This is a genomic window from Oceaniferula marina (assembly GCF_013391475.1).
Classification (GTDB): domain Bacteria; phylum Verrucomicrobiota; class Verrucomicrobiia; order Verrucomicrobiales; family Akkermansiaceae; genus Oceaniferula; species Oceaniferula marina.
Genome location: NZ_JACBAZ010000001.1, coordinates 1,174,063 through 1,199,924 on the forward strand (window position 1 = coordinate 1,174,063; position 25,862 = coordinate 1,199,924).

The 25,862-nt window shown below is 52.7% G+C and carries 16 protein-coding genes and 2 rRNA genes; 9 read left to right on the forward strand and 9 right to left on the reverse strand.

Going from position 1 to position 25,862, the window contains the following annotated elements; genetic code table 11:
* Window position 1 precedes the first annotated feature (1 nt).
* The gene (locus HW115_RS04685; RefSeq protein ID WP_178931397.1) at window positions 2-925 is read right to left on the reverse strand and encodes a ThuA domain-containing protein; all 924 of its coding nucleotides are present in this window, start codon (window positions 923-925) and stop codon (window positions 2-4) included.
* Between the two features lie 183 nt (window positions 926-1,108).
* Here HW115_RS04685 and HW115_RS04690 point away from each other — a divergent pair, with 183 nt between their 5' ends.
* The 9 genes from HW115_RS04690 (at window position 1,109) to rarD (ending at window position 18,086) form a co-directional block, all read left to right on the forward strand.
* Window positions 1,109-2,317: a DEAD/DEAH box helicase gene (locus HW115_RS04690; RefSeq protein WP_178931398.1), complete on the forward strand. Its 1,209-nt coding sequence runs from the start codon at window positions 1,109-1,111 to the stop codon at window positions 2,315-2,317.
* 60 nt (window positions 2,318-2,377) lie between these two features.
* The gene (ruvC, locus tag HW115_RS04695; RefSeq protein ID WP_178931399.1) at window positions 2,378-2,881 is read left to right on the forward strand and encodes a crossover junction endodeoxyribonuclease RuvC; all 504 of its coding nucleotides are present in this window, start codon (window positions 2,378-2,380) and stop codon (window positions 2,879-2,881) included.
* A 66-nt stretch (window positions 2,882-2,947) separates the two neighbouring features.
* Complete coding sequence (locus tag HW115_RS04700; protein ID WP_178931400.1) at window positions 2,948-4,270, forward strand: OmpA family protein; 1,323 nt, start codon at window positions 2,948-2,950, stop codon at window positions 4,268-4,270.
* A gap of 15 nt (window positions 4,271-4,285) precedes the next feature.
* Window positions 4,286-5,089, forward strand: coding sequence for a M23 family metallopeptidase (locus HW115_RS04705; RefSeq protein WP_178931401.1), 804 nt, complete (start codon window positions 4,286-4,288; stop codon window positions 5,087-5,089).
* An 88-nt stretch (window positions 5,090-5,177) separates the two neighbouring features.
* Window positions 5,178-7,796: a protein kinase domain-containing protein gene (locus HW115_RS04710; protein WP_178931402.1), complete on the forward strand. Its 2,619-nt coding sequence runs from the start codon at window positions 5,178-5,180 to the stop codon at window positions 7,794-7,796.
* A gap of 307 nt (window positions 7,797-8,103) precedes the next feature.
* Window positions 8,104-9,996, forward strand: a complete 1,893-nt coding sequence (locus HW115_RS04715; protein WP_178931403.1) for a serine/threonine protein kinase — start codon at window positions 8,104-8,106, stop codon at window positions 9,994-9,996.
* A gap of 41 nt (window positions 9,997-10,037) precedes the next feature.
* A complete protein-coding gene (gene uvrA / locus HW115_RS20030) occupies window positions 10,038-15,491 on the forward strand; it encodes an excinuclease ABC subunit UvrA (RefSeq protein WP_319609273.1) in 5,454 nt (1,817 codons plus the stop codon).
* A 102-nt stretch (window positions 15,492-15,593) separates the two neighbouring features.
* Window positions 15,594-17,159, forward strand: a complete 1,566-nt coding sequence (locus HW115_RS04725; protein ID WP_178931404.1) for a S1 family serine peptidase — start codon at window positions 15,594-15,596, stop codon at window positions 17,157-17,159.
* A 21-nt stretch (window positions 17,160-17,180) separates the two neighbouring features.
* On the forward strand, window positions 17,181-18,086 hold the full coding sequence (gene rarD, locus HW115_RS04730) for an EamA family transporter RarD (RefSeq protein ID WP_178931405.1): 906 nt from the start codon (window positions 17,181-17,183) through the stop codon (window positions 18,084-18,086).
* 25 nt (window positions 18,087-18,111) lie between these two features.
* Here rarD and HW115_RS04735 read toward each other — a convergent pair whose 3' ends face one another.
* The 8 genes from HW115_RS04735 to HW115_RS19715 form a co-directional block, all read right to left on the reverse strand.
* On the reverse strand, window positions 18,112-19,305 hold the full coding sequence (locus tag HW115_RS04735) for a vWA domain-containing protein (protein ID WP_178931406.1): 1,194 nt from the start codon (window positions 19,303-19,305) through the stop codon (window positions 18,112-18,114).
* Window positions 19,306-19,590: 285 nt separating this feature from the next.
* Complete coding sequence (locus tag HW115_RS04740) at window positions 19,591-20,394, reverse strand: HAD family hydrolase (RefSeq protein WP_178931407.1); 804 nt, start codon at window positions 20,392-20,394, stop codon at window positions 19,591-19,593.
* A gap of 25 nt (window positions 20,395-20,419) precedes the next feature.
* The gene (locus HW115_RS04745) at window positions 20,420-21,739 is read right to left on the reverse strand and encodes an OmpA family protein (RefSeq protein WP_178931408.1); all 1,320 of its coding nucleotides are present in this window, start codon (window positions 21,737-21,739) and stop codon (window positions 20,420-20,422) included.
* A 227-nt stretch (window positions 21,740-21,966) separates the two neighbouring features.
* Window positions 21,967-24,111 (reverse strand): polyribonucleotide nucleotidyltransferase, encoded by a 2,145-nt coding sequence (locus HW115_RS04750; protein WP_178931459.1) that lies wholly within the window; start codon window positions 24,109-24,111, stop codon window positions 21,967-21,969.
* A gap of 268 nt (window positions 24,112-24,379) precedes the next feature.
* A complete protein-coding gene (gene rpsO, locus HW115_RS04755) occupies window positions 24,380-24,640 on the reverse strand; it encodes a 30S ribosomal protein S15 (protein WP_178931409.1) in 261 nt (86 codons plus the stop codon).
* A 162-nt stretch (window positions 24,641-24,802) separates the two neighbouring features.
* Window positions 24,803-25,147 carry a hypothetical protein gene (locus HW115_RS04760; RefSeq protein WP_178931410.1) on the reverse strand — a complete coding sequence of 115 codons (345 nt, stop codon included), beginning with the start codon at window positions 25,145-25,147 and terminating at the stop codon, window positions 24,803-24,805.
* 114 nt (window positions 25,148-25,261) lie between these two features.
* Window positions 25,262-25,377, reverse strand: a 5S ribosomal RNA gene (gene rrf, locus HW115_RS04765).
* Between the two features lie 363 nt (window positions 25,378-25,740).
* Window positions 25,741-25,862, reverse strand: a 23S ribosomal RNA gene (locus HW115_RS19715); the annotation flags it as partial.

The window sequence follows — 25,862 nt, forward strand, 5'->3', positions numbered from 1 at the left end:
TTCAATCCCTCAAACTCACCTTTTCGGCCGTAGGGAAGTCCTCGGGAACCGGAGTCGTGACCTTTCCGGTCGCAAGCCATTCCGTCACACGTAGCAAGAGTGTTTGAAATCCGGCACAGCGAATCGCCGGGGGATTGGAAGCGTTTGCCCAGACATGACCGAAGGTGGAGTTATACACTCGGCCTTTACCATATTTCACCACCCACTCGATCGGAAAATTCAAGCCTGTCTTGGGTTCCCGGGCATAAGATAATACCGTGAGATTTTCAGCCGGTCCCCGGGCATAGCTGTAGACCTCCAAGTCCGCCGCCTTCCATTGCTTTGGAAACCCTTTGTGCAAAGGATGCTCCCCGATACGCATAATGGTAGCATCCATCCGCTTTCCGTGACTCGTGCCCCCGCCCTGCCCGGCGGGAACCCGGACCTCGCCCCCCTTATCGTCAATCGTGATCGCCACACCAAAATCCTTCTTTCGCCAGCCTAAACCAATCATCTGATTATACTCCTTCCACTCGGGAAAGGCATTGTTCGCCGAGTGCAGAATATACAGCCCTCCACCATCACGAACATACTTCTCCAATGCTGTTTGCACCTCCTTTGGCCATGACGGTCGTCCCCCGTGGCTGTTACAATTCTGAACCACCACATCATAGTCTGCAAACGACGGCCGCCACTGGTCCCACCCGTTCGAGTCCTTGCTTGCAGGCGCCGTGGAAACATCCACCTGAAAGCGTCCCGTCTTTTCCAAAAAGCCCTTCACCCAAGCTGTGGTTTGCTTCCAGTCGTGGTTACTGAACCCATCCACCACCAAGACTCGGATTTTTGGAGCAGTCGATTCATCTGCCTGAACCACTGCACCCATTCCAACAAAACTCCCGAGCAGCAAACAGATCACCAACGCCCGCATCTTCAAACAAATAACCATAACGAAAATACCTATCGGCAATCTCTCCATAAGGCAAAGGAAAAACCATCACCATCACGACGGCTCTCACACTCACCCGATACAACGATGCCAAGCAAGGCTAAGCCCATAGGCTTGACTCCGCCAAGCCCCACAGACAAAGGTTCTTCTTTACACAACCCAGCTAAAGCCCTAGGTAGGCGCATGTCTTTTACCGATCTCGGCCTCTCCGAAGCCGTTCTCCAAGCCGTCACTGAGTCCGGCTACGAGAACCCAACCCCCATTCAAGCCAAAGCCATCCCTCTCATTCTCGAGGGCAAGGATGTCATTGGGGCATCTCAGACAGGGACAGGTAAAACCGCAGCCTTTGCCCTGCCATCACTTTCAAAAATCAAACCTCTGGGCAAACCCCAGATCCTCGTTCTTGAACCCACCCGTGAGCTTGCCCATCAGGTGGCAGAGCAGTTTGAGCACTACGGCAAACATACCGGATGCAAGGTCGCCCTGCTTCACGGCGGAGTCGGCTACGGACGCCAGGACGAACAAATGAAAGTAGCCGATATCGTCGTCGCCACTCCAGGCCGGTTGATCGACCACTTCTACCGCGCCACCATGCGCTTCGGCAAAATTGAAATTCTGATTCTGGATGAAGTCGACCGCATGCTCGACATGGGCTTCCTACCCATCGTTCGAAAAATTGTCAGCCTCTGCCCATGGAATACCGAAGAGACATCGCGCCAGACGCTCTTTTTCTCGGCCACCATGCCTCCGGCCATCCAAGGTTTTGCCCAATGGTGTCTCAAAGACCCGGAGGAAGTTGAAATCGCCCGCCGCGCCGTTGCAGCCACAGTTAAACATGCTTTCTACCCGGTTTCGATGGACCAACGCGACGAACTCCTGCTCGCACTGCTGGAAAAAACAGACTTTCACTCGGTCATGATTTTCACCCGCACCCGCAAAGAAGCAGACGCCCTCACCGGCCTCATCAAAGGCACCGGCCACGACGAGGTGGTTGCGATGCACTCCGACATTAAACAAACCGACCGGATGAAGGCTCTCAAGGGCTTCAAGGAAGGAACCTATAACATTCTTGTTGCCACCGATGTTGCAGCACGCGGGATTGACATCTCGGGAGTCACCCATGTGATCAACTACCGGGTGCCGGAAAACTCGGAAGACTACGTTCACCGGATTGGACGGACCGGTCGGGCCGAAGCTGAAGGTGATGCTTTCACCATCCTCACTGCGGACGAACTCGACTTCGCCACCTCCGTTGAAAATTTCATCAATAAAAAAATTGAGCGGCGTAAACTCGAAGATTTCGATTACAAATACACAGCTTTGCTCGATGACTCTCCAGCAAAACCTGTCCGCCGCAAACGCCCGCCGGCACCACGCCGCCGCCGCCGCTAGTCACGACCCCGGGTTGCTCCAACCCAGCTGATAGCCTAGGCCCGCTCATTTTTTCACTGGATGAAAGTTCTCGCGATCGACCCCGCCATTCGAAACACAGGCTATGCCCTGTTGGAGGGGGACCATCAACAGCAAGACGTACTCGACTTCGGAGTCATCTCCATTCCGCCAAAAATTCCGCAGTCTGCGGCTCTGTCAGCCGTTCACACCGGCATCAACAATCTGATTTCCCAGTGGCAACCCGATGAGGTCGCTGTCGAGGGCATCATCTACGTCCAATCACACCGCACCGCCATTACCATGGGGGCCGCTCGGGCAGCCAGCTTGATCAGCGCAGCAGAAGCCGGCTTACCCATATTCGAATACGCACCTCGCAAGGTAAAACAAGTGGTCACCGGCAATGGTTCCGCCGACAAGCAACAAGTGGCATTCATGGTCAGAGCTCTGCTGGGACTAAACGAAACGCCCCCCCACGACGCTGCGGACGCCATCGCCATCGCAGTGGCCCATTTGACAGCAAGTGATCCACTCAAAGCGGCCCTACTTAAAAGACAGCAAATTTAACGTATTCTACACCGGAATAGTCGCTTTTTCGATTGGAGTTCATCGGTTTATGCGTAAAGTTCAGGCATGCCGCAGTCACGACCTCAAACGCCCGTTCTTATTTTTTTCGCGATCGCTGTGGTCGCGATCATCGCGGTGGTTGTTCTTTTGTATCGCTTAAACTCAAGTGATGCCGAATCCCAAAGTGATTCAACGCAGGCATCGACAGAGGAAAAGGATCCCATGTCGATGACCGTCAACGGCAAACACGTCGACGACACTGAAACCAACTACCGGGGGACCCCGGAGGAATTGGTCGGGTATATCAGCGAAATTGTCATCAAAGCCAACGAAACCGGGGATCTGACACCCTTCATCGATTTAATCGGAGAAAAGAACCTCACACCGAAACAAATCACCCGGCTTCGCTCGCTCGCTGGAGAATCACGACTTCAACTCAATCAAGAGCAGCCGTTTTCCCCGGTGGATGATTCCAGAAACGACTGGGCTCTCAACCTCGCAGACGAAGAACGCATCCTGCTCAAACTGGCAAAAAACCCACAAGGCAGCTGGCAGGTCGATGGCATTGCCCTGCCCCTAAAAAAACAAATGGCCGATCCGCCGAAAGCCGCTGGTAAGGACGATACCGACCCTCAGCCAAAAACACCCGAACCCAATCCTGAAATGGAGCTGGCCACCGCCACGGTTCAAGCATTTCTAAATGCCATCCTCCAACTTGACCCCACAGAAGCCAGCAAACATGTCGATGCCAGCCAGGTTTCCTATGCCACCCTTGCCGGGCTTTGTATCCTGTTCGAAGAGGGCAAATACCAGCTGCGCCAAGAAAAAGCGATCCGGAACATGTTTCTGAGCAACAACGCAGCCGGCTGGATGATTCGGATCCAACCTCCCAATGAGGAAAAAAGTGCCATGTTTGCCCTCAGCTCAAAACGCCAATCCCAGGAAGAGCCTTGGAAGGTCACCGAAATCAACCTCGACAAACTCCTCTCAGATTATGCCAGCCGCCTCTCCGGTGGTGATATCCACTACGTCCCTCTGATCAAAAACCTACGCGGGGGAGATTCCATTGTGCTCTTTTTTAAACTGGATTCCAACGAGTTAACCCGTCGAACGAAGCGCCAGCTCAAAATCGTAGCCAAGCTCCTCAAAGCTTCTGCAGACAAAAAACTCACGATTTCCGGCCACACAGACGCTTTGGGATCGGATTCATACAACCTCAAGCTCTCGCGCAAACGAGCAGAAGCCGTTGTCCAATTTCTCACCGAAGTAGGAGTGCCCGCTCAACAAATGCAAATCACAAGCCACGGCAAATCCCAACCCCGGCAACCCAATACCACGGATGACGGCCGCCGGGCCAACCGCCGGGCTGAAATCATCCTCGACTTTTAACCCCCGCCGCCACCAATGAAACAACGCCTCATTCATTTTGGAGTCGCATTCCTTTTTGTTGCAATAGCAGTGCTGATTGCCCGTGAGTTTTTAAAACCTGCCGTCGATACCGAGCGCCCGATCAAATCTCTCACCTCGCATCAGGATGCCGATGCCCCACTCGGCTTCCCAGTAAACGACCAACCGGCACCTTTTGACTCCCGCTTTATCCAGCTTAGTGGGTTTGAACGAACACTCATACCGAAGGTCTCACGGATGAGCCAACCCATGGGAACCGAGCATGGAGCGTTAACCTACAACGCGCAGCCATTTTGGGCTGACAACCCTGCACGCGGCGGCCACCACACCGGAGATGATTTAAATGGGATCGGCGGAATGAATACCGACCTGGGTGACCCAGTCTACGCCATCGCCAACGGCCTCGTGATCTACCGTGGTGAACCATCACTTGCCTGGGGAAACACCCTGATCATTGCCCACCGAACACCGGAAGGTGAAGTCATTCAATCCATGTATGCCCACCTGGACCAACTCCACCTTGCCTACGGAGATGTTGTTTACCAAGGGCAAACCATTGGCACCGTCGGAACGGCCAACCTCAACTACCCGGCTCACCTGCACTTTGAGATCCGGAAAAGTTCGAGCTCTCACATAGGTTATGGCTATGGACCGTCCCCAGGCACCAGGCAAAATCCGAATGAAACTTTAGCTAAATACCGGGGTTTAATCGAAGATGCGTTCTATGCCGCCCCCCTACAAACCACTCTGGATGAGCAGCTTAATCAACAACGAATAAAAAACCTCATTCCTACACAATAAAAAACCCAAGATTTTACGGCCCCGAACGTTACATTGCTATTGCACGCGATCCAAACCTCCGTTAGAGGCCTTCTCAAACCTGCACACCATGAGTTCCGATCCATCTCCCTCTGATTTTACACCGCCGACCATAGAGGAAATTTCCAAGCTGCTACCGGCATACGAGGTCCTGTCTTTTATCGCAAAGGGAGGGATGGGTGCAGTGTACCTGGCAAACCAAAAATCCCTGGACCGCCCCGTCGCCATTAAAATTTTGCCCCGCCACTTTGGTGAAGATGCTGAATTCCGGGCATCCTTCGAGGCTGAAGCCAAAAGCATGGCCAAGCTCAACCACCCAAACCTGATTGGCATCTACGATTTTGGTCAGGTTGACGGCATGCTCTATATCATCATGGAAATGGTTCAGGGAAAATCCCTGTATCATTCAGCCTACGGCAAAACCATTGACTCGGCAGAAGCTGCCCGCATTGTCCGTGATATTTGTAGAGGGCTGTCCAATGCCCACAAACACGGTATCCTCCACCGTGATATCAAACCTGCCAATATTCTCCTCGATCCATCAGCCTCCCCAAAAATTGGAGACTTCGGCTTGGCCCGCCCAGTGGGAGAACACGAAAAAGACTCCGCTTTTGGAACCCCAGGATACACTGCGCCCGAAGTCCTGCACAATCCTCAGGCTGTTGACGAAAGCACCGACATCTATGCCGTCGGGATTCTACTCTACGAGCTACTCACCAGCGAACTCCCGGAACGTGCGTATTCCCCGGTTGCAACACGCTGCCACTGCAACCCTAAATTCGACCAAATCATCCGCAAGGCGATTCACCCAACCCCTGCGCTCCGCTTCCGCTCGGCTGAAGCCATGGCCGATGCCCTCGAGCCCTTAACCAAGGAAGATAAAACCAACAATCCCCTACTCACAGCAAACCAGCCGGCAGGATCCGCTGGAGGCCCAAAGTCTCTGGTAACGGCAACTACATCCAATGCCCCGCTGCAGACCCAATCTGGAAGCTCTGCCCCCACGGGCAATGGACCGGCGACCCCAATGCCACAGGTCAAAGTAGGGTCAAACGTCCCATTCATTCGAAATATCATCATTATTATCGCGCTGCTTGCCGCCATCGTGGTCGCTTGGGAAGGACTCAAACAAGTCAAAATCCATCGCGCAAATAAACAGGCAAAGCTGGAGCAGAAAAAAGAAGAAGAGAAACTGGAAAAAGAACGCCAACGCAAGGAACTAGCCGCGGCCAGAGCCAAGGCCAGAGCCGACGCCGCCGCGCAAGCTGCCAAGGCTGCACAAAAAACCCCACTGCCACCCGTCAAAGTCGAAACCCCGCGCGAAGCACTCAGCCGCCTGCGCCCACAACTGATACAAGGAAATTTCAACGCTCTACCCAAAGGGTCTCTTCGTCGCGACACATCCTCCTATTTCTTTGTCTCAGAAAAAATGACCTGGCACGCGGCCAGAGCCTTCTGCGAATTCCACGGTGGTCACCTGGCAACCACTCCGGCCCAAAGCGATCTAGCCTGGTTATGCTCCCAACTGGGTTCGGGCGACAGCATTTGGTTAGGTGCTGGCTGCGCGGGCAGAAAGCAATGGACATGGATCGATGGATCCCCATGGACATTCAATACCCGATCGTCATCTAACTCCGTTGGAGTCACCGTGGATGACACCGAAGTTCTCATGCCTGTTCGCATGGACGAAACCCGTTCTTTTTTTATCGAGTGGAACAAACAAAGCCAACAATCTGCAACGATCGAAAGTCAGCTCAAACGCTGCGCCGATTCCATCCCGTCTGGCTCGCCTGAATTTCCGGCAGGAACCGTTACTTATGACGGACGCAACTACCTGCTTGTGGGAGAACCAGGCAACTGGACAAATGCCCGCAGACTGGCCCAACTGGCGGGAGGAGTCCTCGCAGTCCCATCCAACGCCGATGAAAACCAATGGCTGCTGAGTTTTGCAGCTAAATCGGTCAGAGCCGACGAAGCATGCTGGATCGGCGGCTTCCGATCATCGGGGAAAACCTGGCAATGGGCGACAGGCGAACCATGGAGCTTCGCACATTGGGCCCCGGGCGCACCCGACACCGATACATCCTACGATGCGGCATGTGGCGTGACCCGTGACGAACAATGGCAAGACTTTCCGGCCGATACCGAACATCCCTTTTTCCTGATCGAATGGAGCCAAGACAACCAAGGGCACAAAGCAGTGAAGACAAACGTCCAGCCAACTTCGGGCCTCGCCCCCAAACAAAAAAAGTGCGCCGTCTTGATTGAAACCATCAAGAAAAAATACGAGAAGCTCTTCACTTCTAACATCAAAGGATACGAGGCCGACCTCAGATCCTTCCAACGCAGCCTACCAAAAAGCCAACAAACGGCCTACACTGCCGGAATTCTTGAAATGCAAAGTCGCTACGTGAACAACCGCATCCCCGATGACCTGTCACGCATCAACATGCCAGCCAAGTTGCAAAAAATCCTGGACTCCCGGCTAGCAAAACAAACGCGCCACAGTTCAGATTACTACAACGAAACTGAGACCATCCGGGAAAAATACAGAATCAGCCTGTTTAAAACCGCCGAGGAACTCAAAGCCAAAGGGCTGACCTCCAGTCTCAGAGAGGTCGAAAAAGAACTCGAAAATACAAAGACCAAAGGGACTTCATTTGTTGACTACATTCTAGAATCTTCATAAGGCCCTCAAACCCCATGATTGTTTGAAAACCTTTCAATAACCCATACAATCAACAATGGCGTATTTTTATGGTTTTTGCCTTGCCCCGCAAGGGTTCCAGCCAGTAGTTTTGAATTACACATCAACGGTGCTGATATGTGAGATTCCTCCAATCACTCGGCAGCGTCAGGAACGGTTCCGAACTGAGCTCATTACAATATCTCATCAGGTATCATCCTTATGAGGCCCCGCCCGGCCCACCCGCCGGAAAGGTCCGAATCACCCCGTCTTGCAACATAAGCAATGGCGCTGAATGATAGTCAATACCATGACGCCTTATCCCGAATCCACATGCCCAACCACGGAGGAGTTGTCCGATTTACTGAGCGGTTACGAGGTCCACGAGCTCATTTCCCTCAACCAACACGGTGCCCTCTACCGAGCAAATCAGGTCTCGCTGGATCGAGCCGTCACCATCAAGGTGCTGCCCCCTGAAATCGCACAGGCTCCCGACCTTCGCCAAGCCTTTGAAACCGGGGCAAAGAGCATGGCCAAGCTCAAACATCCCAATCTGGTGGACGTGTTCGATTTTGGAATTTCCGGAAACATGCTCTACATCATCATGGAGCACATCCCAGGGAGAACACTGCATGAAACGACCCATGGCAACTATGTGAAGGAACATGAAGCCCTCACCTTGGTCCTCGCCATCTGCAGAGGATTAAGCCTGGCTCATCGCGAAGGGATTGTCCATGGGCGATTGCACCCGTCGAACATCCTGCTCGACAACGATGGTCATCCAAAAATTGTCAATTTTGGGTTTTCCAATCTGGATGAGGGGGAACTGGATGAAAGCTTGGCGGCCTACCTCGCCCCCGAACTTGCTTCGGCGGACACGGAGGCCTCGACATCGAGTGACGTCTATTCGCTGGGCATCATGCTCTATACCTTGCTCACCGGCGTTTTTCCACAAAACCCGTATCAACCACCCTCATCGATACAGTCACTTTCCCCCGACATTGATAACATCGTCGCACTGGCAATCCAACCGGACCCCTTGCAACGCTACAACTCGGTATCGGATATGGCAGACGCTCTGGAAACGATTCTGGAAAAAACCACTACGCCCCGAACTCCGCAAATCATTGCCGCGGCTCCCGTTTCACGTCAGCCAGGCTTAGGTGGCCCCCAACTCCGGGCGTCCACCCTTTCTTCCGCCAATAGCTCGAGCAGCTCCGCGCCTCTCATCATAATCCTGGTGGTGGTCGTTGTCATCGCGATCATCGCCATCGCGGTTAATTCATCATCCTCTCCAGAAAAAGAGAACACTCCCGATCCTCAGCCAAACGCTCAACCGGATTTCCTCGACCGTTCGTCCCCATCAGCAGAAAAAAGAAACAAACAAGATCAAAAAACTTCCGAGCTTGGTGAGGATTGGCACAAGCCGGTGAAAAATCGGGACGCCGACACATCACCAGATGAGGGCACAACATCCGCCGAAACGGACATATCTCCAGACAGCGATGCGACACCTGACATCCCCGACCCTCTGGAAGATGAAAAGGCAAAAGATCAACTCGCCGACAAGGAATCGGACAGCCCCGAATCCGAGGACTCAGCCCAAGAAGATCCTGAAGATCAACCGGCACCTCCCGAATTCGACATCGAAGCTTACCTGGTAAAAGCTCGAACCTTCATGCAAGGGCAGGCAAAACGCACCCTCTCCAACTACGATGAGGACCTCAGCAAAAACATCGATAGCTTCGAACGCGATGTCAAACGCGTGCTCAGAAAGCTTGAGCGCAACATCCGTAAACCGATGGAAATCAAGTCGACTGCGGCCTTTGCCGAATTCAGGCAATTGGGACGTATCCCTGAAACAATCGATCTCACCGACATCAAGGAGCTCAAGGCCATCAATCCCATTCACAAAGAGGCACTCGCCAACCAAACAAAAATCGACAACAAATACCTCATCGATTTCACTAAATCACGGATCACTTACTTCCAAGGAATCGACAAGCAAATCGCAGCACTTCGAAAAGAAGGCAATGATGCCTACGCCGAAATGCTCGAAGCAGAAATTGACGTCACCCAGAAAAGCATGGAGCGCTACATCCGCATCCTGAGAGGTCTCGACCCCGACCCTCCGGAAGAAGAAGTGGATGAGGAAGAAGACGGCAAAAAGAAAAAGAAGAAAAAGAAGCAGGAGGAAGACTAGGGTGTGTTTGCAATTCGCCAGAGAAGTCCCATATTCCTCGCGTGCCAGCGAAAAAAAAATCTTCAATCAGCTCTCAATCCAAAGGACAGGCATCCAGGGAGGCCATCCGTATTCACGGGGCCAGGCAGCACAATCTCAAAAACCTGGACCTCGACATCCCCTTGGGACAACTGACGGTCATCACCGGCCCCTCCGGATCAGGTAAATCATCACTCGCCTTCCACACCCTCTATGCCGAAGGACAGCGTCGCTACGTCGAAACGTTCTCCCCCTATGTTCGCCAATTTCTCGATCGCATGGATAAACCGGCGGTCGACCGCATTGACGGCATCCCTCCGGCAATCGCGATTGAACAGAAAAACACAATCCGGTCCACCCGATCCACGGTGGGGACACTGACCGAACTCAACGATTATCTCAAACTTCTGTTCCCCCATCTTGCGACGGCATTTGACCCACACAGCGGGCAGGAAATCAAACCTGACACGACAGACAGTATTGCTGATTACTGCAAAAGCGATCTCGACGGGCAAACCATCATGGTCCTCTTCCCGGTCCGTTTCCCCACAAATACAAAAACCGAAGAACGCCTGACCCTACTGAACCAGCAAGGATACACCCGCATTTTCTATCAAGGCAAAGCACTCCGAACCGATGAAAGCCAAGCTGTCAAGCTAGAGAAAAACTCCACACTTGTCGTTCAGGACCGGGTAAAGGTCACGGCTCGCAACCAAGCCAGATTGCACGAGGCCATCGAAACGGCACTTACCTTGGGTAAAGGGAAAGTCAGTATTGCCAGTGATCAGGCAGAGCGAGCCTTTTCCTCTAACTGGACCAACCCGGAAACCGGGTTCACGCTGCACCCCCCGAGCCCGGCTTTATTTTCGTTTAATTCCCCGCTCGGTGCCTGCCCCCACTGCCGGGGCTTCGGCCGAACCATCGGCATTGACCTTCTCAAAGCGATCCCCGACGAGAGCCTCAGTATCAAGGACGGCTGTGTCAGCCCTTTTACCACAGCCCGGGGGGCCGAATGCCAGCGGGATCTGCTCCAAGCTGCCAAGCTTACCGGCGTGGACATCCACGCTCCTTTTCGGGAGCTCACCGCATCCGAACGCGACTGGCTCCTCTACGGCGAACGGGCTGATGCTCAGGACGCTTGGGAAAATGGAGAGTGGTATGGAGTCAAAGGCTTCTTCGATTGGTGCGAAACCAAGTCCTACAAAATGCATGTCAGGGTGTTTTTATCGCGCTACCGAGCCTACACCACCTGCCCCCAATGCCATGGCAGCCGCCTTCAACCTGAAGCGCTTTGCTTTAAAATCAATGGAACCACCCTTCCGGAACTCTGGCAGATGCCAGTCAACCAACTACTCGCTTGGTGCCAATCAAACCTCAACCTCAAAACTGCCAACAGCTCACTGAAGCACGCCATCCGGGAGGTCACCTCCCGCCTGCAATACTTAAGTGATGTCGGGCTCACCTACCTCACCCTTGACCGACCGGCCAACACACTCTCCGGGGGGGAAATCGAGCGAGTCAACCTCACGACCTGCCTCGGGGCCGCATTGACCAATACCTTGTTTGTCTTGGACGAACCAACCGTCGGACTACATCAGCGGGACATCCATCAGCTGATCCGCGTCATGCACGACCTCAGGGACAAAGGCAACACCGTGGTCGTAGTCGAACATGAAGCCTCCGTGATGCATGCCTGCGACCACCTCATCGACCTTGGCCCTGCGGCGGGAGAACACGGGGGTAGCATCGTGGCCAGCACCCCAGGAAATCAAGTGCGAAAAGCATCCACCGCGAATCGCTACCCGGACTCCACCACACTTCCCTATCTGAATGGCAAACTGAGCCTCCCCGTTCCCTCGCAACGTCGTAAAGCCAAACATTGGCTCAAGCTGAAAGGGGCGAACAAACACAATATCCAGAACTTGGACTGCCAGCTTCCGCTGGGAGTGCTGACCTGCCTGACCGGAGTATCGGGGTCTGGAAAATCCACTCTCGCCCACGATATCCTCTACCTGAATCTGGCAAGAAAACTCGGCATCAACAACAACCAGGAAGCTGCCACGATACGCTCACTCACAGGAAGCCAGCATCTTTCCGATGTAGAGCTCGTGGACCAATCTCCTCTCACCCGCACTCCACGCTCGACCCCCGCCGTGCATGCCGGCGCTTTTGACTCCATCCGCCAGCTTTATACGCTCACCCCGGATGCCATTGCCGAAGAACTCACTCCTGGATTCTTTTCCTTCAATTCCGGTAACGGTCGCTGCCAGCGCTGCCTAGGCAACGGCTACGAAAAAGTGGAAATGCAATTTCTCTCCGACTTGTTCATCACCTGCCCGGAATGCCAAGGCAAACGCTACAGCAACAACACGCTTGAGTTCCGATACCATGGCCGCAACATCGCCGAAACCCTGGAGCTCACGATCACCGAAGCTGTTGCCTGGAGCTCAAACCCCACCCAAGACATCTCCCCCAAAGAGCAAAAGCTACTGAAAAAAATCACCACCAGTCTTCAACCATTAATCGACGTCGGACTGGGATACCTCCGTCTCGGTCAACCACTGAACACACTGTCCGGCGGAGAGTCACAACGCCTCAAACTCTGTAAACTCCTCACATCCGCTGACCGGGCATCTGCCAAGCTCCTCATCCTCGACGAACCAACCACCGGGCTTCATTTCACCGATATCGAAAAACTGCTCGAGGTGTTCCACCGACTCGCCGACGCCGGCCACTCGCTACTCGTCATCGAACATAATCTGGATGTCATTCGAGCAGCCGATTATCTCATCGACCTCGGCCCGGGCCCTGGCGCAGAAGGTGGCCAAATCGTTTTCTCCGGCACACCCGAAGAAATCCTTGGCTCGGATACCGAAACAGCAAGGGCTCTCGAGCCAGCGACAAGCAGCAGCCGAAGCAAAACCAGCGCTGTTCGAAAGCGGAAAGCAAACAACAAGCAACATATCTCCATCCATGGAGCCAGAGAGCACAACCTGAAAAACATCTCGGTGGAAATCCCCCGCGACGAACTCGTTGTAGTCACCGGACTCTCAGGATCGGGAAAATCCACCCTCGCCTTTGACATTATCTTTGCCGAAGGCCAACGGCGATTCCTCGACTCCATGTCCCCCTACGCCCGCCAATTTGCCGGACAGCTGGAAAAACCGGACATCGACAGCATTCACGGCTTGCCTCCCACGGTGGCCATCGAGCAACGGGTGTCCCGCGGTGGTGGCAAATCCACCACTGGAACCGTCACCGAAATCTATCATTTTCTCAGACTCCTCTATGCCAAACTCGGAACCCAACACTGCCCGGTATCGGGAGAACCCGTCGTATCCCAAACCGTGGATGCGATTGAACAACAAGTCCAAAAACTTCGTAAACAACACAGCAAGCTGAAGCTGCTTGCACCTCTCGTACGAGCACGCAAGGGATTCCATACGGATGTGGCAGCAGCAGCCGCCCGCCGAGGCATTGACCTCCTCCTCGTTGACGGGGAACTCATGGAAACCGAAGGCTTCGAACCTCTCGCTAGATTCAAACCTCACGACATCTTTGCCGTCTGTGAGTCCGTCGATCAGGCGCTTCAACTTGGGAAAGGAACTTTTTCCATCCAACTCAACAGCCGGCGCAAAAAACTGGAGACCTTCTCGACCCAACGGGTATCCCCCACCACGGGCCAGTCATTTGAAGAACTCGACCCCCACCATTTTTCGTTCAATTCCCACCGTGGCTGGTGCCCTCATTGCCGGGGATATGGTAGTATTGCAGCAGGCTCTTCCAAGTCGTCTAAACGACGAAATAAAAACCCATACAACTCCGAGCTCGAAGCTGAAATTCACGAAACCCTGGGGAACACCGACTCATCAAGCAGACGTCCCTGCCCCGAATGCCGCGGCGCCCGCCTTCGGGAGTCGTCCCGCCACGTCCTCATCCAAAACACCCCGATTCAGGACATCAACCAATTATCCATCGTCGATGCAATCAAGACGCTGAAACAATGGACATTTTCAGGCCGTGAAAAACTCATCGCCCGGGACATCCTTCCCGAAATCATCCAACGCCTCGAATTCCTCGATCACGTCGGACTCGGCTACCTCCAACTCGACCGCTCCGCAGATACCCTCTCCGGCGGCGAATCCCAACGCATTCGTCTGGCTGCCCAGTTAGGCTCGAACTTGCGTGGTGTGCTCTACGTACTCGATGAACCAACGATCGGCCTGCACCCACGCGATAATGTCAAATTACTCGACACCTTGGAGGCTCTGCGCCAACGCGGCAACTCCCTGATCGTGGTGGAACACGATGAGACCACCATCAACCGAGCCAGCCAACTGATCGAGCTCGGACCAGGTGCCGGTGTGCTCGGCGGAAAAATCATTCCTCCGAGACCCCAGGTCTCAAGCAAAAATCCAGACTACCCAAGGAGGCCACTTCCCGCTGCCAGCGACACCAAGGCATGGCTCCGACTGGAAGGCTGCCGGGCAAACAACCTGCAAAACATCTCGGCTAAATTTCCCATTGGCCGCTTGAGTGTTCTCACCGGAGTCTCCGGCTGTGGGAAATCATCACTCATGCGCGGCTGCCTCAGCCTTGCCGCCAACAAAAAAACCAACAAAAACAAACCCTACACCTCAGCCAGCGGCTTCAAGCACATCAAACATTGTTTTGAAGTCGACCAAACTCCGATTGGTAAAACGTCTCGCTCCTGCCCAGCCACCTACGTCAAACTGCTCGACGCCATTCGTCAGCTCTTTGCCCAGCTACCCGATGCCCGAGCCCGCGGCTTCACCGCCTCACGTTTCTCATTTAATAACAAAGAAGGGCAATGTCCGGAATGCAAAGGCAATGGCCGAATCAAACTGGAGATGGACTTCCTCCCAACAACTTGGGTCCCCTGCGAGGCTTGCAGGGAAATGCGCTACAACCCAGCCACCCTCGAAGTCCGCTACCAAGGGAAAAATATCGGCGACGTACTCCGCATGAGCATCCGCCAAGCCTCTGAATTTTTTGCTGCTCAACCCAAACTGCATCGCACCCTCAGCCTGCTCAACGACACTGGACTCGGGTATCTCCAACTGGGTCAACCAAGCCCCACTCTCTCCGGAGGAGAAGCCCAGCGGATCAAACTGGTCAGCGAACTCACCAAGGGACGGAAATCGGTCACCAAAGCCGCACTGCAACAAAACAACCTCTACCTGATTGAAGAACCCAGCATCGGCCTCCACCAGCAGGACGTTGAAAAACTGATCGAAGTGCTGCACCGACTGGCCGATGAAGGTCACACCGTGGTCGTCATCGAACATCACACCTCCATCATGGCCGAAGCCGATTTCATGATCGACATCGGCCCAGAGGCCGGTGCGGGTGGAGGGAAAATAGTCACCCAAGGAACACCGGAGCATGTCGCGAAATCCAAACGTTCACGCACCGCACCTTTCCTGAGAGATGAATTCAAGACCGTAACAGCTTGAGCAGCAATCATAGACCTCAGCCCATCTCAAAGAATCGAACACAAAAATTAAACAAGTCGAAGGAGAGTTTTCGCTACTATGGTCAGGTTCACCCCACGATCGATGACAACACCATTACGCATTCTCTTAAGCCTCCCTCTCTGCGGCCTGCTGCTGACAGCCAGAGCCGACGAAACCTCACGGCAATCACAGCCGAAACCACCATCTCCGGTATCCCTCTGTGCACAGGTCCAAAACAGCCTGAAGCAGGTCAAATCGAGCTGCGTATCCGTATCATCCAACGGTTATGGCAGTGGTGTCATCATTTCCCGCGACGGACTGATCTTGACCGCTGCCCATATGATGCGAGATCATGATCCAAAGAAACCTCTACAAATCAAACTCGAGGATCATACGCAAGTATCGGCCGTCCTCCTCGGGCTCAACCGTGAAACCGATCTGGCGCTGCTCCGTATCACTACAGACTCAGACAGAGAGTGGCCTCACTGTCCGTTGGCTGAAATGGCACCAACCACTGGCCGATTTTGCTTCACCCTAGCCCATCCGTCGGGTTGGCTCAAAGGCCGCCCCGCCCAGGTACGAATCGGACGAATCACCAGCCACAGCATGAGACAGGGCAAACCCTTCTACTTGTTTGCTGATTGCAATATCCAACCCGGCGACTCAGGAGGACCGCTCTTCTCCATCGACGGCAAACTCATCGGCATCGCCAGCAGCGCGGCCAACATCCCTGGGTTCAATATTTTTCCCGCAATCGACCAATATCATTTGGATAAAAAACGTTTGCTCAACAGTGAGCGGTGGGGTGATGACGCCAAAGCTCCGGACAGCCCGGCATTCACTCAAACATCCATCGATAAAAAGGTCTTCAACCGCATTCAGGAGGAGTTCATGCGCCGGGTGCAAATCCAGTATGCCCCCACTCTCGAATTCGTCCAGAAGCTGGCCGACGAAACTGGAGAGGTCAAACTCAATCAACAGGACATCGTCGATCATATGACTCGGGATGCGCTGGCTCTGGCAAACAACCAAGAACTCAGCCTGGGTTTGGATGCCCCGGAATTGATCCTTCAGCTGCCAGACATCCCCAAGCATGCGCCCAAAGCTATCCCGCTCTATCGAGGCAAGGCCCATGGTGCATTTGGAGTGCTGATCGACGACCGGCACATCCTCACTAAAGCTTCGCTCTTTCCCAAAGGAGAAGCGGTCACGATCAAACGCGCTGAGGAAACCATCCCACTGCAGAAACTTGCGGAATCAAAGCAATGGGACATTGCAATCTATGAATCCCCAAATCAACTGGAGCATCAGGCGATCAGCTGGCCAAAGGATCTGAAGCCGGTCACAGCCGGAGATTTACTGATCTACAGGGACCGGTACCAGCGGCTTGGCTGGAATATCGCCTGTGACCAGGCCCGTATCGTTTCCAAAAAGCTTTCCATCGGACCATTAAAAGATAAAACGATCATCAGTAAACACCGGGCCCCCTATCCACTGGCCATCCGTCACGCCCTACCACTCCATGCCAGTGATGCCGGAACCCCCGTTTTCAATCAAAACGGCCAATTCATTGGGATCCACATCGCCCGCTTCTCCCGCACCCTGGGCTTGATCATTCCAGCCAAAGAATTAAAAGAGGAATGTGACCGCCTCCTCCAACAACGCTAATCCTCACCTCCATGTCAGCAAATGACATGCCACACAAAAGGTGTAGCGGCAGCCATCGCCGCATTCACCCTCTGGGGGATTTTGCCTGTCTACTGGAAATGGTTTGGAGGTATCCCCATCCTGCAGGTCACTTCACACCGGGTCATCTGGACCTTGCTCATCCTCATCCCTGTTCTTCTCTTCAGAAAAAGAGCAACAGACCCTAAGCGAACGAGGGTTTGTAAAAAAACACTAGCAATCCACACTCTTGCAGCTTTTTTGTTAGCTGGCAACTGGTTGATTTATGTCTGGGCTACTCTAAACGACCGGATCATTGAGGGCGCTCTTGGTTACTACATCAATCCCTTCCTGAATATCCTGCTCGGGTTTCTTTTTCTGGGTGAGCGTCAGCACCGCTTGCAGCTATGCGCCATCCTGGTTGCCGTGGTGGGAGTCATTTTACAATTCCCCGCGATCAACGGAGTCCCCTGGGTAGCACTCGGCCTCGCCTTCAGCTTTGCTCTCTATGGATTGCTACGCAAACTCTCGCCGATGAAAGCCTTTTCAGGGCTGAGTCTGGAAATGGGGATCCTGCTTCCTTTTGCCCTTGCCTACCTCTGGCTTCATGAAGGGGTCAATAACTCCGCCTTCGGCTCCGACATGTTCACCACTATGATGCTCTGTGCCACCGGACTGGCGACCGCCGCCCCCTTGCTTTGTTTTGCCCGGGCAACCCGATCGATTTCACTCTCGCTTCTCGGCATCCTCCAATTCATCGGCCCCAGCGGGCAGTTTCTCATCGGCTGGCTGGTCTACAACGAAGCCCTGCCACCAATACGTCTGGCCTCATTCACCCTGATCTGGTTCGCCGTACTATTATACATCCTGAGCCTACGGCAGACCAAGGGATTCAAAGATAATAAATCAACGCTTAAGCAAGCCGGATGACGTAATACCATCCCCCCGGTGGGGCTCATTTCTTGTCTCCCTTTTTACCTTTATTGCCAGCCTTCTTTTTAGCTGGGGCCTTTTTCTTTGGCGTCGGTTTAGCTGGTTCTACTTTTTTGGGTGCTGGTTGAGTGGCGGGTTCTACTTTCTGAACTCTACCATTTTTGATGGTCGACCTACTTCCGTCTTTATTGACCAAGACAAAGGTGCCCCCAGTTCCTTTGGCCAGTGTTTCCATGGCATCCGCGGCCTTCGGCTCCATCAATGCCACGGTGTTCACCACAATATTGTTTTTCTTTGCCAATGCTGCCGTCCGCTTGGCTATACCGACAGGGTCGCCGCTAGCCAAACCATCCGTCATAAAAACAATCGTATCCGGTAAGGGCTCCATATCAAAGGCCATCTTCAGAGGGTTCTCCCAATTCGTCCCCCACACCAGCTTGTTCCGTTTAATGATCAACTCACTGGTTTCCACCTGACTATCCGTCGCACGAAGCCAAGGAGCTTTCTCTCGTTTCCCTTTGGGATCCCATTTGTGAGCTTTACCATTGCTGCTCCATGCAAATTTATTTCCCCCCGACACCACGGTGGCAGACTGCTTTCCTTTCATCTGCACCTTGTCGCCAGCGACCCAGGCGGGTCCTGCAAAGAAAATCATTTGAAACTGTTTATCAGGGGGTAATCGCAATACCGAGTAGGCCAGTTCCTTTCTCATCAAACGCTGCCGTTCCCCCCCCATCGATGCAGAATAATCAATCACATAAAGAATCCGGCTTCCCCGAACCTCCTGACCAAAAAAGCTGGTACTGCCTCCGCCACCCCAACCACTGCCATCCCCCCAGCCATCACCAAAGTCATCGCCATTTCCAAATTCCATGGAATCCACCGGTGTAATTTCCTCGGGAACCGGAATGGCCAAATCAGACACCGTGCTACTGGCAATCACCCTGGCCATCGATGATGATGGCGATGATGGCTTGCGCTCAACATTGCGCTGCATTTGTGGTCGCTTCACCGGCCGATCGTCCACATTCCCAGCCTGATACGACACAATTTCGGGTGTAAAATTGTCGATCGGAGGGAGTAAAATCCAGAGTAAAATAATGCCGATCAGCAGAACGACCAAAATAGAAATAATGATACTCGTGATCGTAGAATTCCGTTGCTGCACGTGCAGTCGCTTCAAGGCTTCAGGTGATAATTGGGCATGTAAACTCATGACGGATCAAATAAACGATTTTTTCCCATGTCTTCATTGCACAGAAAACAAGGGGTACAACTACGCGGTAATGTCTAGAATCTTTCTGGGCTACGACAGACTTCCTAACTTAGGAACTACGCAGCTCTGATATTTCTTAGAGTGCAAAAAAACAAAACCAACGAGTATCTATCTTTAATTCCAGTTCTGGCCCCCGTGGTTACATCTATTTCCGCCTTTTTTATCCATTGAGCCTCCACAATCACATTCCCAACCCCTCACATCACAGCCCCAGCACATACGGGCTCACATCTTCAGACCAAAAAGCTGCTTCAGTGCCTGAGCGGCACCTTCACTGGCCTCGTGGTCTGCCAAGTATCCACCAAGCTGGAAAATCCGCTCTTTCACCTCGGCACAAGCATTGACCGGACATGCCAGATGAGCAGCCAAATCCACATTCATCATATCGAGATCGTTGTGGCCGTCACCAATCGCAAACCGGCGATCTCGAGCAACCCCAAGCAAACGCCCGATTTCAGCCATCGCACTCCCCTTGTGATAATCGGCGTGACTGAATCGAAGATAAATACCATTTCTCTGATACGACAAATTTTTCCGCTTGGGCAATTCCTCATCGAGGCGAGCCACGATCCCGTCCATTTCACTGGCGGTTGATGCCACGATACCCGCAGGTTCTTCCTCTTGAAATCCCCACACCGCAGCGGTCTCAGATTCCACCCACTTTTTCACCCGCTTGAGAAACCGCCCATGGCGCCAAAACAAACGACGATGCTCTTTCTCACATTGTTTATTCCATCCTCCAATCGGAACCCAACGCTGAAACGCATTCGGCACATAAATTTCGCGCTCCCGGACGACCAAAAAGTCAGGCAAAAAGGGCATCTTTACATCTGCCATCCCTTGAACGGTAAACATCAGTGAACGCCCGGTATTAATCCCCCACACCGCCTTATGGGAAACCCTCAAGGAGCGAAGCAATGCATACAATTCCGGTGACACCGGAGGGTTCCTATCCGGCATTGCCAAGGTGCCATCAAAATCAAAAGCCAGCAGCCAATCAGGGGAGTCTACAGGTTCCAGTGTTTTCACAGCACACAAAAGGTCTTACCCGACATCATTCGACTACGGGGATCGCCCGTCCGGGTGTCTGCTCATCCTCGGGAACAACCAAGGCCCTGGGTTCGTCCTCAGGCACGACCAATGCCCGTGGGCCATCTTCAGGCTCAACAATCGCACGGGGACCAGTTTCGTCATCCTCAACAGGAATCGCCTTCGGCATCGGTTTTTTGGGTTTAACCAGCACGGCCTTGACCGGTGGCTTTTCATCCGGCTTTGTTTCTGGCTTGGCTAGCTTCGGATTTGTCCGCTTCGTCACAGGCAGCGGTTCAGGCCGGTAGTTTACTTCTTCGCTTGGCCGCTGCTTCCTCATTTTAATCTCAACCCGCCGGTTCGGTGCTTGCTGCTCCTTACTCCCACCTGTGACAATCGGATGAAGTTTACCAAACCCGCGAACCGCAACACGGTCCTCAGGTAAATCCATCGCCTTTACCAACCACCGTTTCACGGACATCGCTCTGCGCACAGACAGCTCCATGTTGGGTTCCTGGCCGCCAATTAAATCCGTATGACCATCAACCCAACACACCAACTTCGGATGTTTGTGAATCAACAAAGCCACTTTCATCAAACTCAATCTGGCACTCTGCCGTAACTCAGAAGAGTTGAACTCAAATAGCAAATCACTACCAATCAATGCCTTGCTTTTCAACAGCGCATTGCCGTCCATATTTGCCATTTTGTCCAAGGAAGTAAAATCCTTGAGCAACCCATCTTCGGCCTCTCCTTCCGCCCCTTTGCGCATTTGCTCGGTAAAGGCATCCGGGTCATATTCCTCTGCCATCCGAGCTCCCGGATCCACCGTCACTTGGGAATCACTGGCCCGAGGAAAAAAATCTTCGGTTTTTCCCATCTCCGGCAACTCCGGCTCAAAATTCTGAGAGGTCATCGGATCCATCATTTCACTCTCGATCTCACCTGCTGCCGCGGAACTGATCTCAGGCACCTGAACGGTCTCCAGATCAGGCAACACATCAATGTCCATTTCAGGAAGGTTTTCCAATACTTCCAATTCATCCGCAGGAGGCACCACTTCAACCGGAGCTTCGACCTCGGCCGTTTCAGGTGCAGACACCTCAGGCCGGTAATCTTCAAAATCCACCGGGTTCACGCGAACCACCTCAGTCAACATCTCACTCTCTTTCGCTGACTTCGGCAGCAACACATCAATCCTACTCAATCCGAAAAAAGCAAGAACATGCAATGCTACGGCAACACAAAGCGCAGTCAGGACCCATCGGCCCTGGCCTTCACTCTGCGGCAAGCGAAAAGAGGATGCCCCCCTGCTGCCACCATTCCAGCTATAGTCTTGCTGCATTGCGGTCAATCTTAACGTACCAGCGGTCAAAAGCAACCGACGGTTTCAGCTCTCGCCAGGGACGAACTATACCCATTTTCGTTTAAAAACCAGCACAGAATCCCTCCGTGATTACGTCTGCAAAGTGGTTCAACATTCAAAGAACCGAAAAAAAGCGGGTTACCCGTATTCCAGGCAACCCGCTTGTTGATCATTCTCTGCGCTTAAACATCAGAAAACTTCCAGCCTTACTCGGCGGAATCTGATGCAGCAGCCGCTTCCTGCTGCTTAGCCTCGCGGGCTGCAGCACGGATCGACATCTTAACCCGACCACGGTCGTCTACGCCAATGCACTTGGCGGTAACCGTGTCACCTTTTTTGACCACGTCTTCGGTTTTTTCAACCCGACCTTCGGCCAATTCGGAAATGTGGATCAAGCCATCCTTACCAGGAAGAACCTGCATGAAGGCTCCAAAGTTCGTCGTGGAAACAATAGGTCCGGTGTAAGTCTTACCAACTTCACACTCAGCGAACATTTGTTCGATCATTTCCATCGCGCGGTCGAGGCTTTCCTTCTTGGAAGCGTAAACGTGCACGGTGCCATCATCTTCGATGTTGATGTCTGCACCAGACTCAGCCTGAATACCTTTGATGTTCTTGCCACCAGGTCCGATGAGTTCACCGATACGCTCTGGGTCGATCTTGGTGGACTCAATACGTGGTGCGTGCTCACTAAGGTCAGCTGGACCAGCAATGGTGTCTTCCATTTTCTTCAGAACGATACCACGAGCATCTGTCGCTTTCACAAGAGCTTCCTCAAGGATGGAAAGTGGGATACCTGGAAGCTTAAGGTCAAGCTGGTAACCCGTCACACCTTCGCTGGTTCCACAAACTTTGAAGTCCATGTCGCCGTAGAAGTCCTCACTACCGATGATGTCGAGCAGGGTCTTGTATTCCTTGATGTTGTCGTTTTCATCCATCTCGGTAACCAGACCAACCGCGATCGCACCAACAGGGCGAATGAGTGGCACACCTGCATCAAGCAGAGCCATGGTGCCGGAACAAACGGTTGCCATGGATGATGAACCATTGGACTCAAGCACCTCGGAGGTCACACGCATCGCATATGGGAAGTCCTCAACAGATGGGATCACAGGCTCGATCGAACGTTCAGCAAGAGCACCGTGACCAATTTCACGACGATTCATGCCGCCAAAACGACCGGCTTCACCCACGGAGAATGGAGGGAAGCTATAGTGCAGGAAGAAACGCTTACTGTCAGCTCCGCCGGCGTAGTTATCATAATACATACACTCATCAGCTGGTGCGAGAGTGGCAGTCGCCAAAGCCTGAGTCTCACCACGGGCGAAAATCGAAGATCCGTGCACACGTGGAAGCGCTCCTGCCTCAGAGTAAAGTGGGCGGAGTGTATTGATATCACGGCCATCAGCGCGGACGCCTTTTTCCATGATCGCGATACGGAACGCCTTCTTCTGAATGTATTCAAAGCACTGTTCGATTTCGAACTCGGAAACGGTAGGAACGCGTTCCTTAAGCGTAGCTTCGACTTCGTCGCGGAGAGCTCCGACTTTCTTACCACGCTCAACCTTGTTAGGAGCGTAGATAGCGTCTTCGATGCGATCACCTGCTACTTCGTAAGCAATCTCAAGGAGGTCTTCCTTGGCAACCGTGACGGTGTAGTCACGCTTTGGCTTGCCAATTTTAGCAGCAAGCTCCTCGATAGCGTTCACGATGACCATGACGTTCTCTTGAGCAAAGTGGAGCGCCTTAACAAACTCAGCTTCTGGAAGCTCGTTGGCAGCACCTTCGATCATGATAACCTCGGTCTTGTTCCCCACGTAAACGAGGTCAAGATCGCTGTCTTCACGCTGTTCAAAAGTTGGGTTCACGATGAACTCTCCATCGACACGACCAACACGCACAGCACCGATTGGACCGGCGAATGGGATGTCAGAGATCGCGAGAGCGGCAGAGGCACCGTTCATGCTGAGGATGTCAGCGTCATTCTCACCGTCAGCGGCAAGCATGAGAGCGATGATTTGAGTGTCGTAAAGGTAACCTTTGGGGAAAAGCGGACGCAGTGGACGGTCTGTCATGCGGCAGGTAAGAACCTCCTTTTCGGTAGGACGGCCTTCGCGCTTGAAGTAGCCACCAGGGAAAGTGCCCGCTGCAGCAGCGCGCTCTTTATATTCAACAGACAGGGGGAACCATGTCTGACCTTCGCGGATTTTTGATTGTGAAACAGCGGTTACGAGAACAACAGTTTCGCCGGATGTAATTTCTACAGCGCCGTCGGCCAACTTGGCCAATTTACCCGTTTCAATCGTGATCGGGTTCGACCCCACAGGGATCGTGATGGTTTCAATATTCATTTCCATTATCTTATTTCTTTCTTCTTGGTTTGTTATCCCGCTTACACCGAATGTGCGCACAGGATGACGTCTCTATGTTTTGTTTCGATCAATGCCTCTGGCGCTATCCATGATAGTTCCAGGAAAGGGGTTAGCGAGAAATACACTCGTAGAAATTTTTCAAAGGCAATGCCGAATCCCCATAGGATGGACGAGACAATAATTCCGATCCAAAGGGGGCATAAGCAAAACGGCCACGGAGACCCGTGACCGTTTGCAAAAATTTGAATTAGCGGCGAAGTCCAAGGCCCTTAATGAGCTTTTGGTAACGCTCTTCGGATTGCCCTTTGAGGTAATCGAGAAGTTTACGGCGCTGAGCCACCATTGTGAGAAGTCCACGACGGCTGGCGAAGTCTTTTTTATGCTCACCCATGTGCTCGGTGAGATGCTTGATGCGCTTAGTAAGAAGCGCAATTTGGTAATCGGCGCTACCAGTGTCCTTGTCGTGTTGTTGGTAGTCTTTCGGGTTGATTTCAGTTTCTGTACTCATGGTATTAGTTCTGTTCCAGACCAGCTCCTTGCCAGTCGGCCCTTGTGCGGGAGGCGGCAATAAAACAGAAAACTGCAAAATTGCAAGAGATAAGCATGCTTATTTTACCCTGAATATATGCTTTGAGAGACACTGAGCAGACGTGTAAAAAGCCTCTATAAGTCATTCATTTGGATAACGCTCATAGCATATCTGAAAAGACTCGGCAGCCATGCTAAACCAACGCCGGGCCAAGGTCTCATCACCACGTTTTCGTTCCTGCATGGCTAATTTAAGTTCAGCCAACCCTTTTTTGTAATAGATTTCGCCAAACTTGGATCCCATCACTACCCTGCCTCGTTGACCGTAAACATCCACCACATGTTCCAGCGTTCTCTGACAGCTCCGGTAGTCTTTATCCACCCATGCCTGATTCGCCCGCTGAACATAGCTCGATAAATTCTCTGCCGAGATAGAACTCGCTCCGAATAAAAGGGCGATCAATAAGGTAAAAAGGTAAGCTTGCATAGCTACACAACTGCTACAGCGCTCAGCATCTTAGGTTTTTCCGCCCCTCCCTTTCTTGGCTCAAAGGGCACAAAAAAAGCCCGGTTTCTTCCGTCAGGAAAAAACCGGGCATAGACCTGGCAACGACCTACTCTCACAGGGCCTATCGCCCCACTACCATCGGCGCAACAGCGTTTCACTTCCGGGTTCGGGATGGGACCGGGTGGTTCCACCATGCTATGGTCACCAGAGGTCGGGCTACGTGTTCCTGTTAACAGTTATCTGTTATCCGCTATCAGGATTGTATCGCGACCTCCAATTACCCTAGCCTTGTGGCTTCGATGATTAGAGTGTTCGTTATTCGGTCTTGGGAAAGATCGGAGTAATCAACCACTGATAACTTAATATCCGGTAACTGATAACCTGAACGCGCAGCGTTCGCTGACAACTGTAGAGAATGATATTTCCTTTTACTTTTAAAACCATGACCAAGTTTTGTCTCAGTCCTTGTCTTACTCGTTTAACATGGCTTTCACCAATCAAACTTGAATTTCAATTTTGCCTTCCTTGAAATCATCGTTTCACCCAGAGGGCGAAAAAACTAGAATTTCGAAGGAATCAAGCCAGACAGACGATTAGTACTGGTGAGCTGCATACATTGCTGCACTTCCACCCCCAGCCTATCAACGTGGTGGTCTTCCACGGTCTTTCAGGGAAAATTAATCTTAAGAATCGC

Bases quoted from the DNA above. Each gene is read 5' to 3' on its own strand.
- rarD (WP_178931405.1), top strand. From the start codon at position 17,181: ATGACATGCCACACAAAAGGTGTAGCGGCAGCCATCGCCGCATTCACC.
- HW115_RS04750 (WP_178931459.1), bottom strand. From the start codon at position 24,111: ATGAATATTGAAACCATCACGATCCCTGTGGGGTCGAACCCGATCACG.
- HW115_RS04725 (WP_178931404.1), top strand. From the start codon at position 15,594: ATGACAACACCATTACGCATTCTCTTAAGCCTCCCTCTCTGCGGCCTG.
- HW115_RS04715 (WP_178931403.1), top strand. From the start codon at position 8,104: ATGACGCCTTATCCCGAATCCACATGCCCAACCACGGAGGAGTTGTCC.
- HW115_RS04745 (WP_178931408.1), bottom strand. From the start codon at position 21,739: ATGCAGCAAGACTATAGCTGGAATGGTGGCAGCAGGGGGGCATCCTCT.
- rpsO (WP_178931409.1), bottom strand. From the start codon at position 24,640: ATGAGTACAGAAACTGAAATCAACCCGAAAGACTACCAACAACACGAC.
- HW115_RS04685 (WP_178931397.1), bottom strand. From the start codon at position 925: ATGGTTATTTGTTTGAAGATGCGGGCGTTGGTGATCTGTTTGCTGCTC.
- HW115_RS04700 (WP_178931400.1), top strand. From the start codon at position 2,948: ATGCCGCAGTCACGACCTCAAACGCCCGTTCTTATTTTTTTCGCGATC.
- ruvC (WP_178931399.1), top strand. From the start codon at position 2,378: ATGAAAGTTCTCGCGATCGACCCCGCCATTCGAAACACAGGCTATGCC.
- HW115_RS04705 (WP_178931401.1), top strand. From the start codon at position 4,286: ATGAAACAACGCCTCATTCATTTTGGAGTCGCATTCCTTTTTGTTGCA.
- HW115_RS04710 (WP_178931402.1), top strand. From the start codon at position 5,178: ATGAGTTCCGATCCATCTCCCTCTGATTTTACACCGCCGACCATAGAG.
- HW115_RS04735 (WP_178931406.1), bottom strand. From the start codon at position 19,305: ATGAGTTTACATGCCCAATTATCACCTGAAGCCTTGAAGCGACTGCAC.
- HW115_RS04690 (WP_178931398.1), top strand. From the start codon at position 1,109: ATGTCTTTTACCGATCTCGGCCTCTCCGAAGCCGTTCTCCAAGCCGTC.
- HW115_RS04760 (WP_178931410.1), bottom strand. From the start codon at position 25,147: ATGCAAGCTTACCTTTTTACCTTATTGATCGCCCTTTTATTCGGAGCG.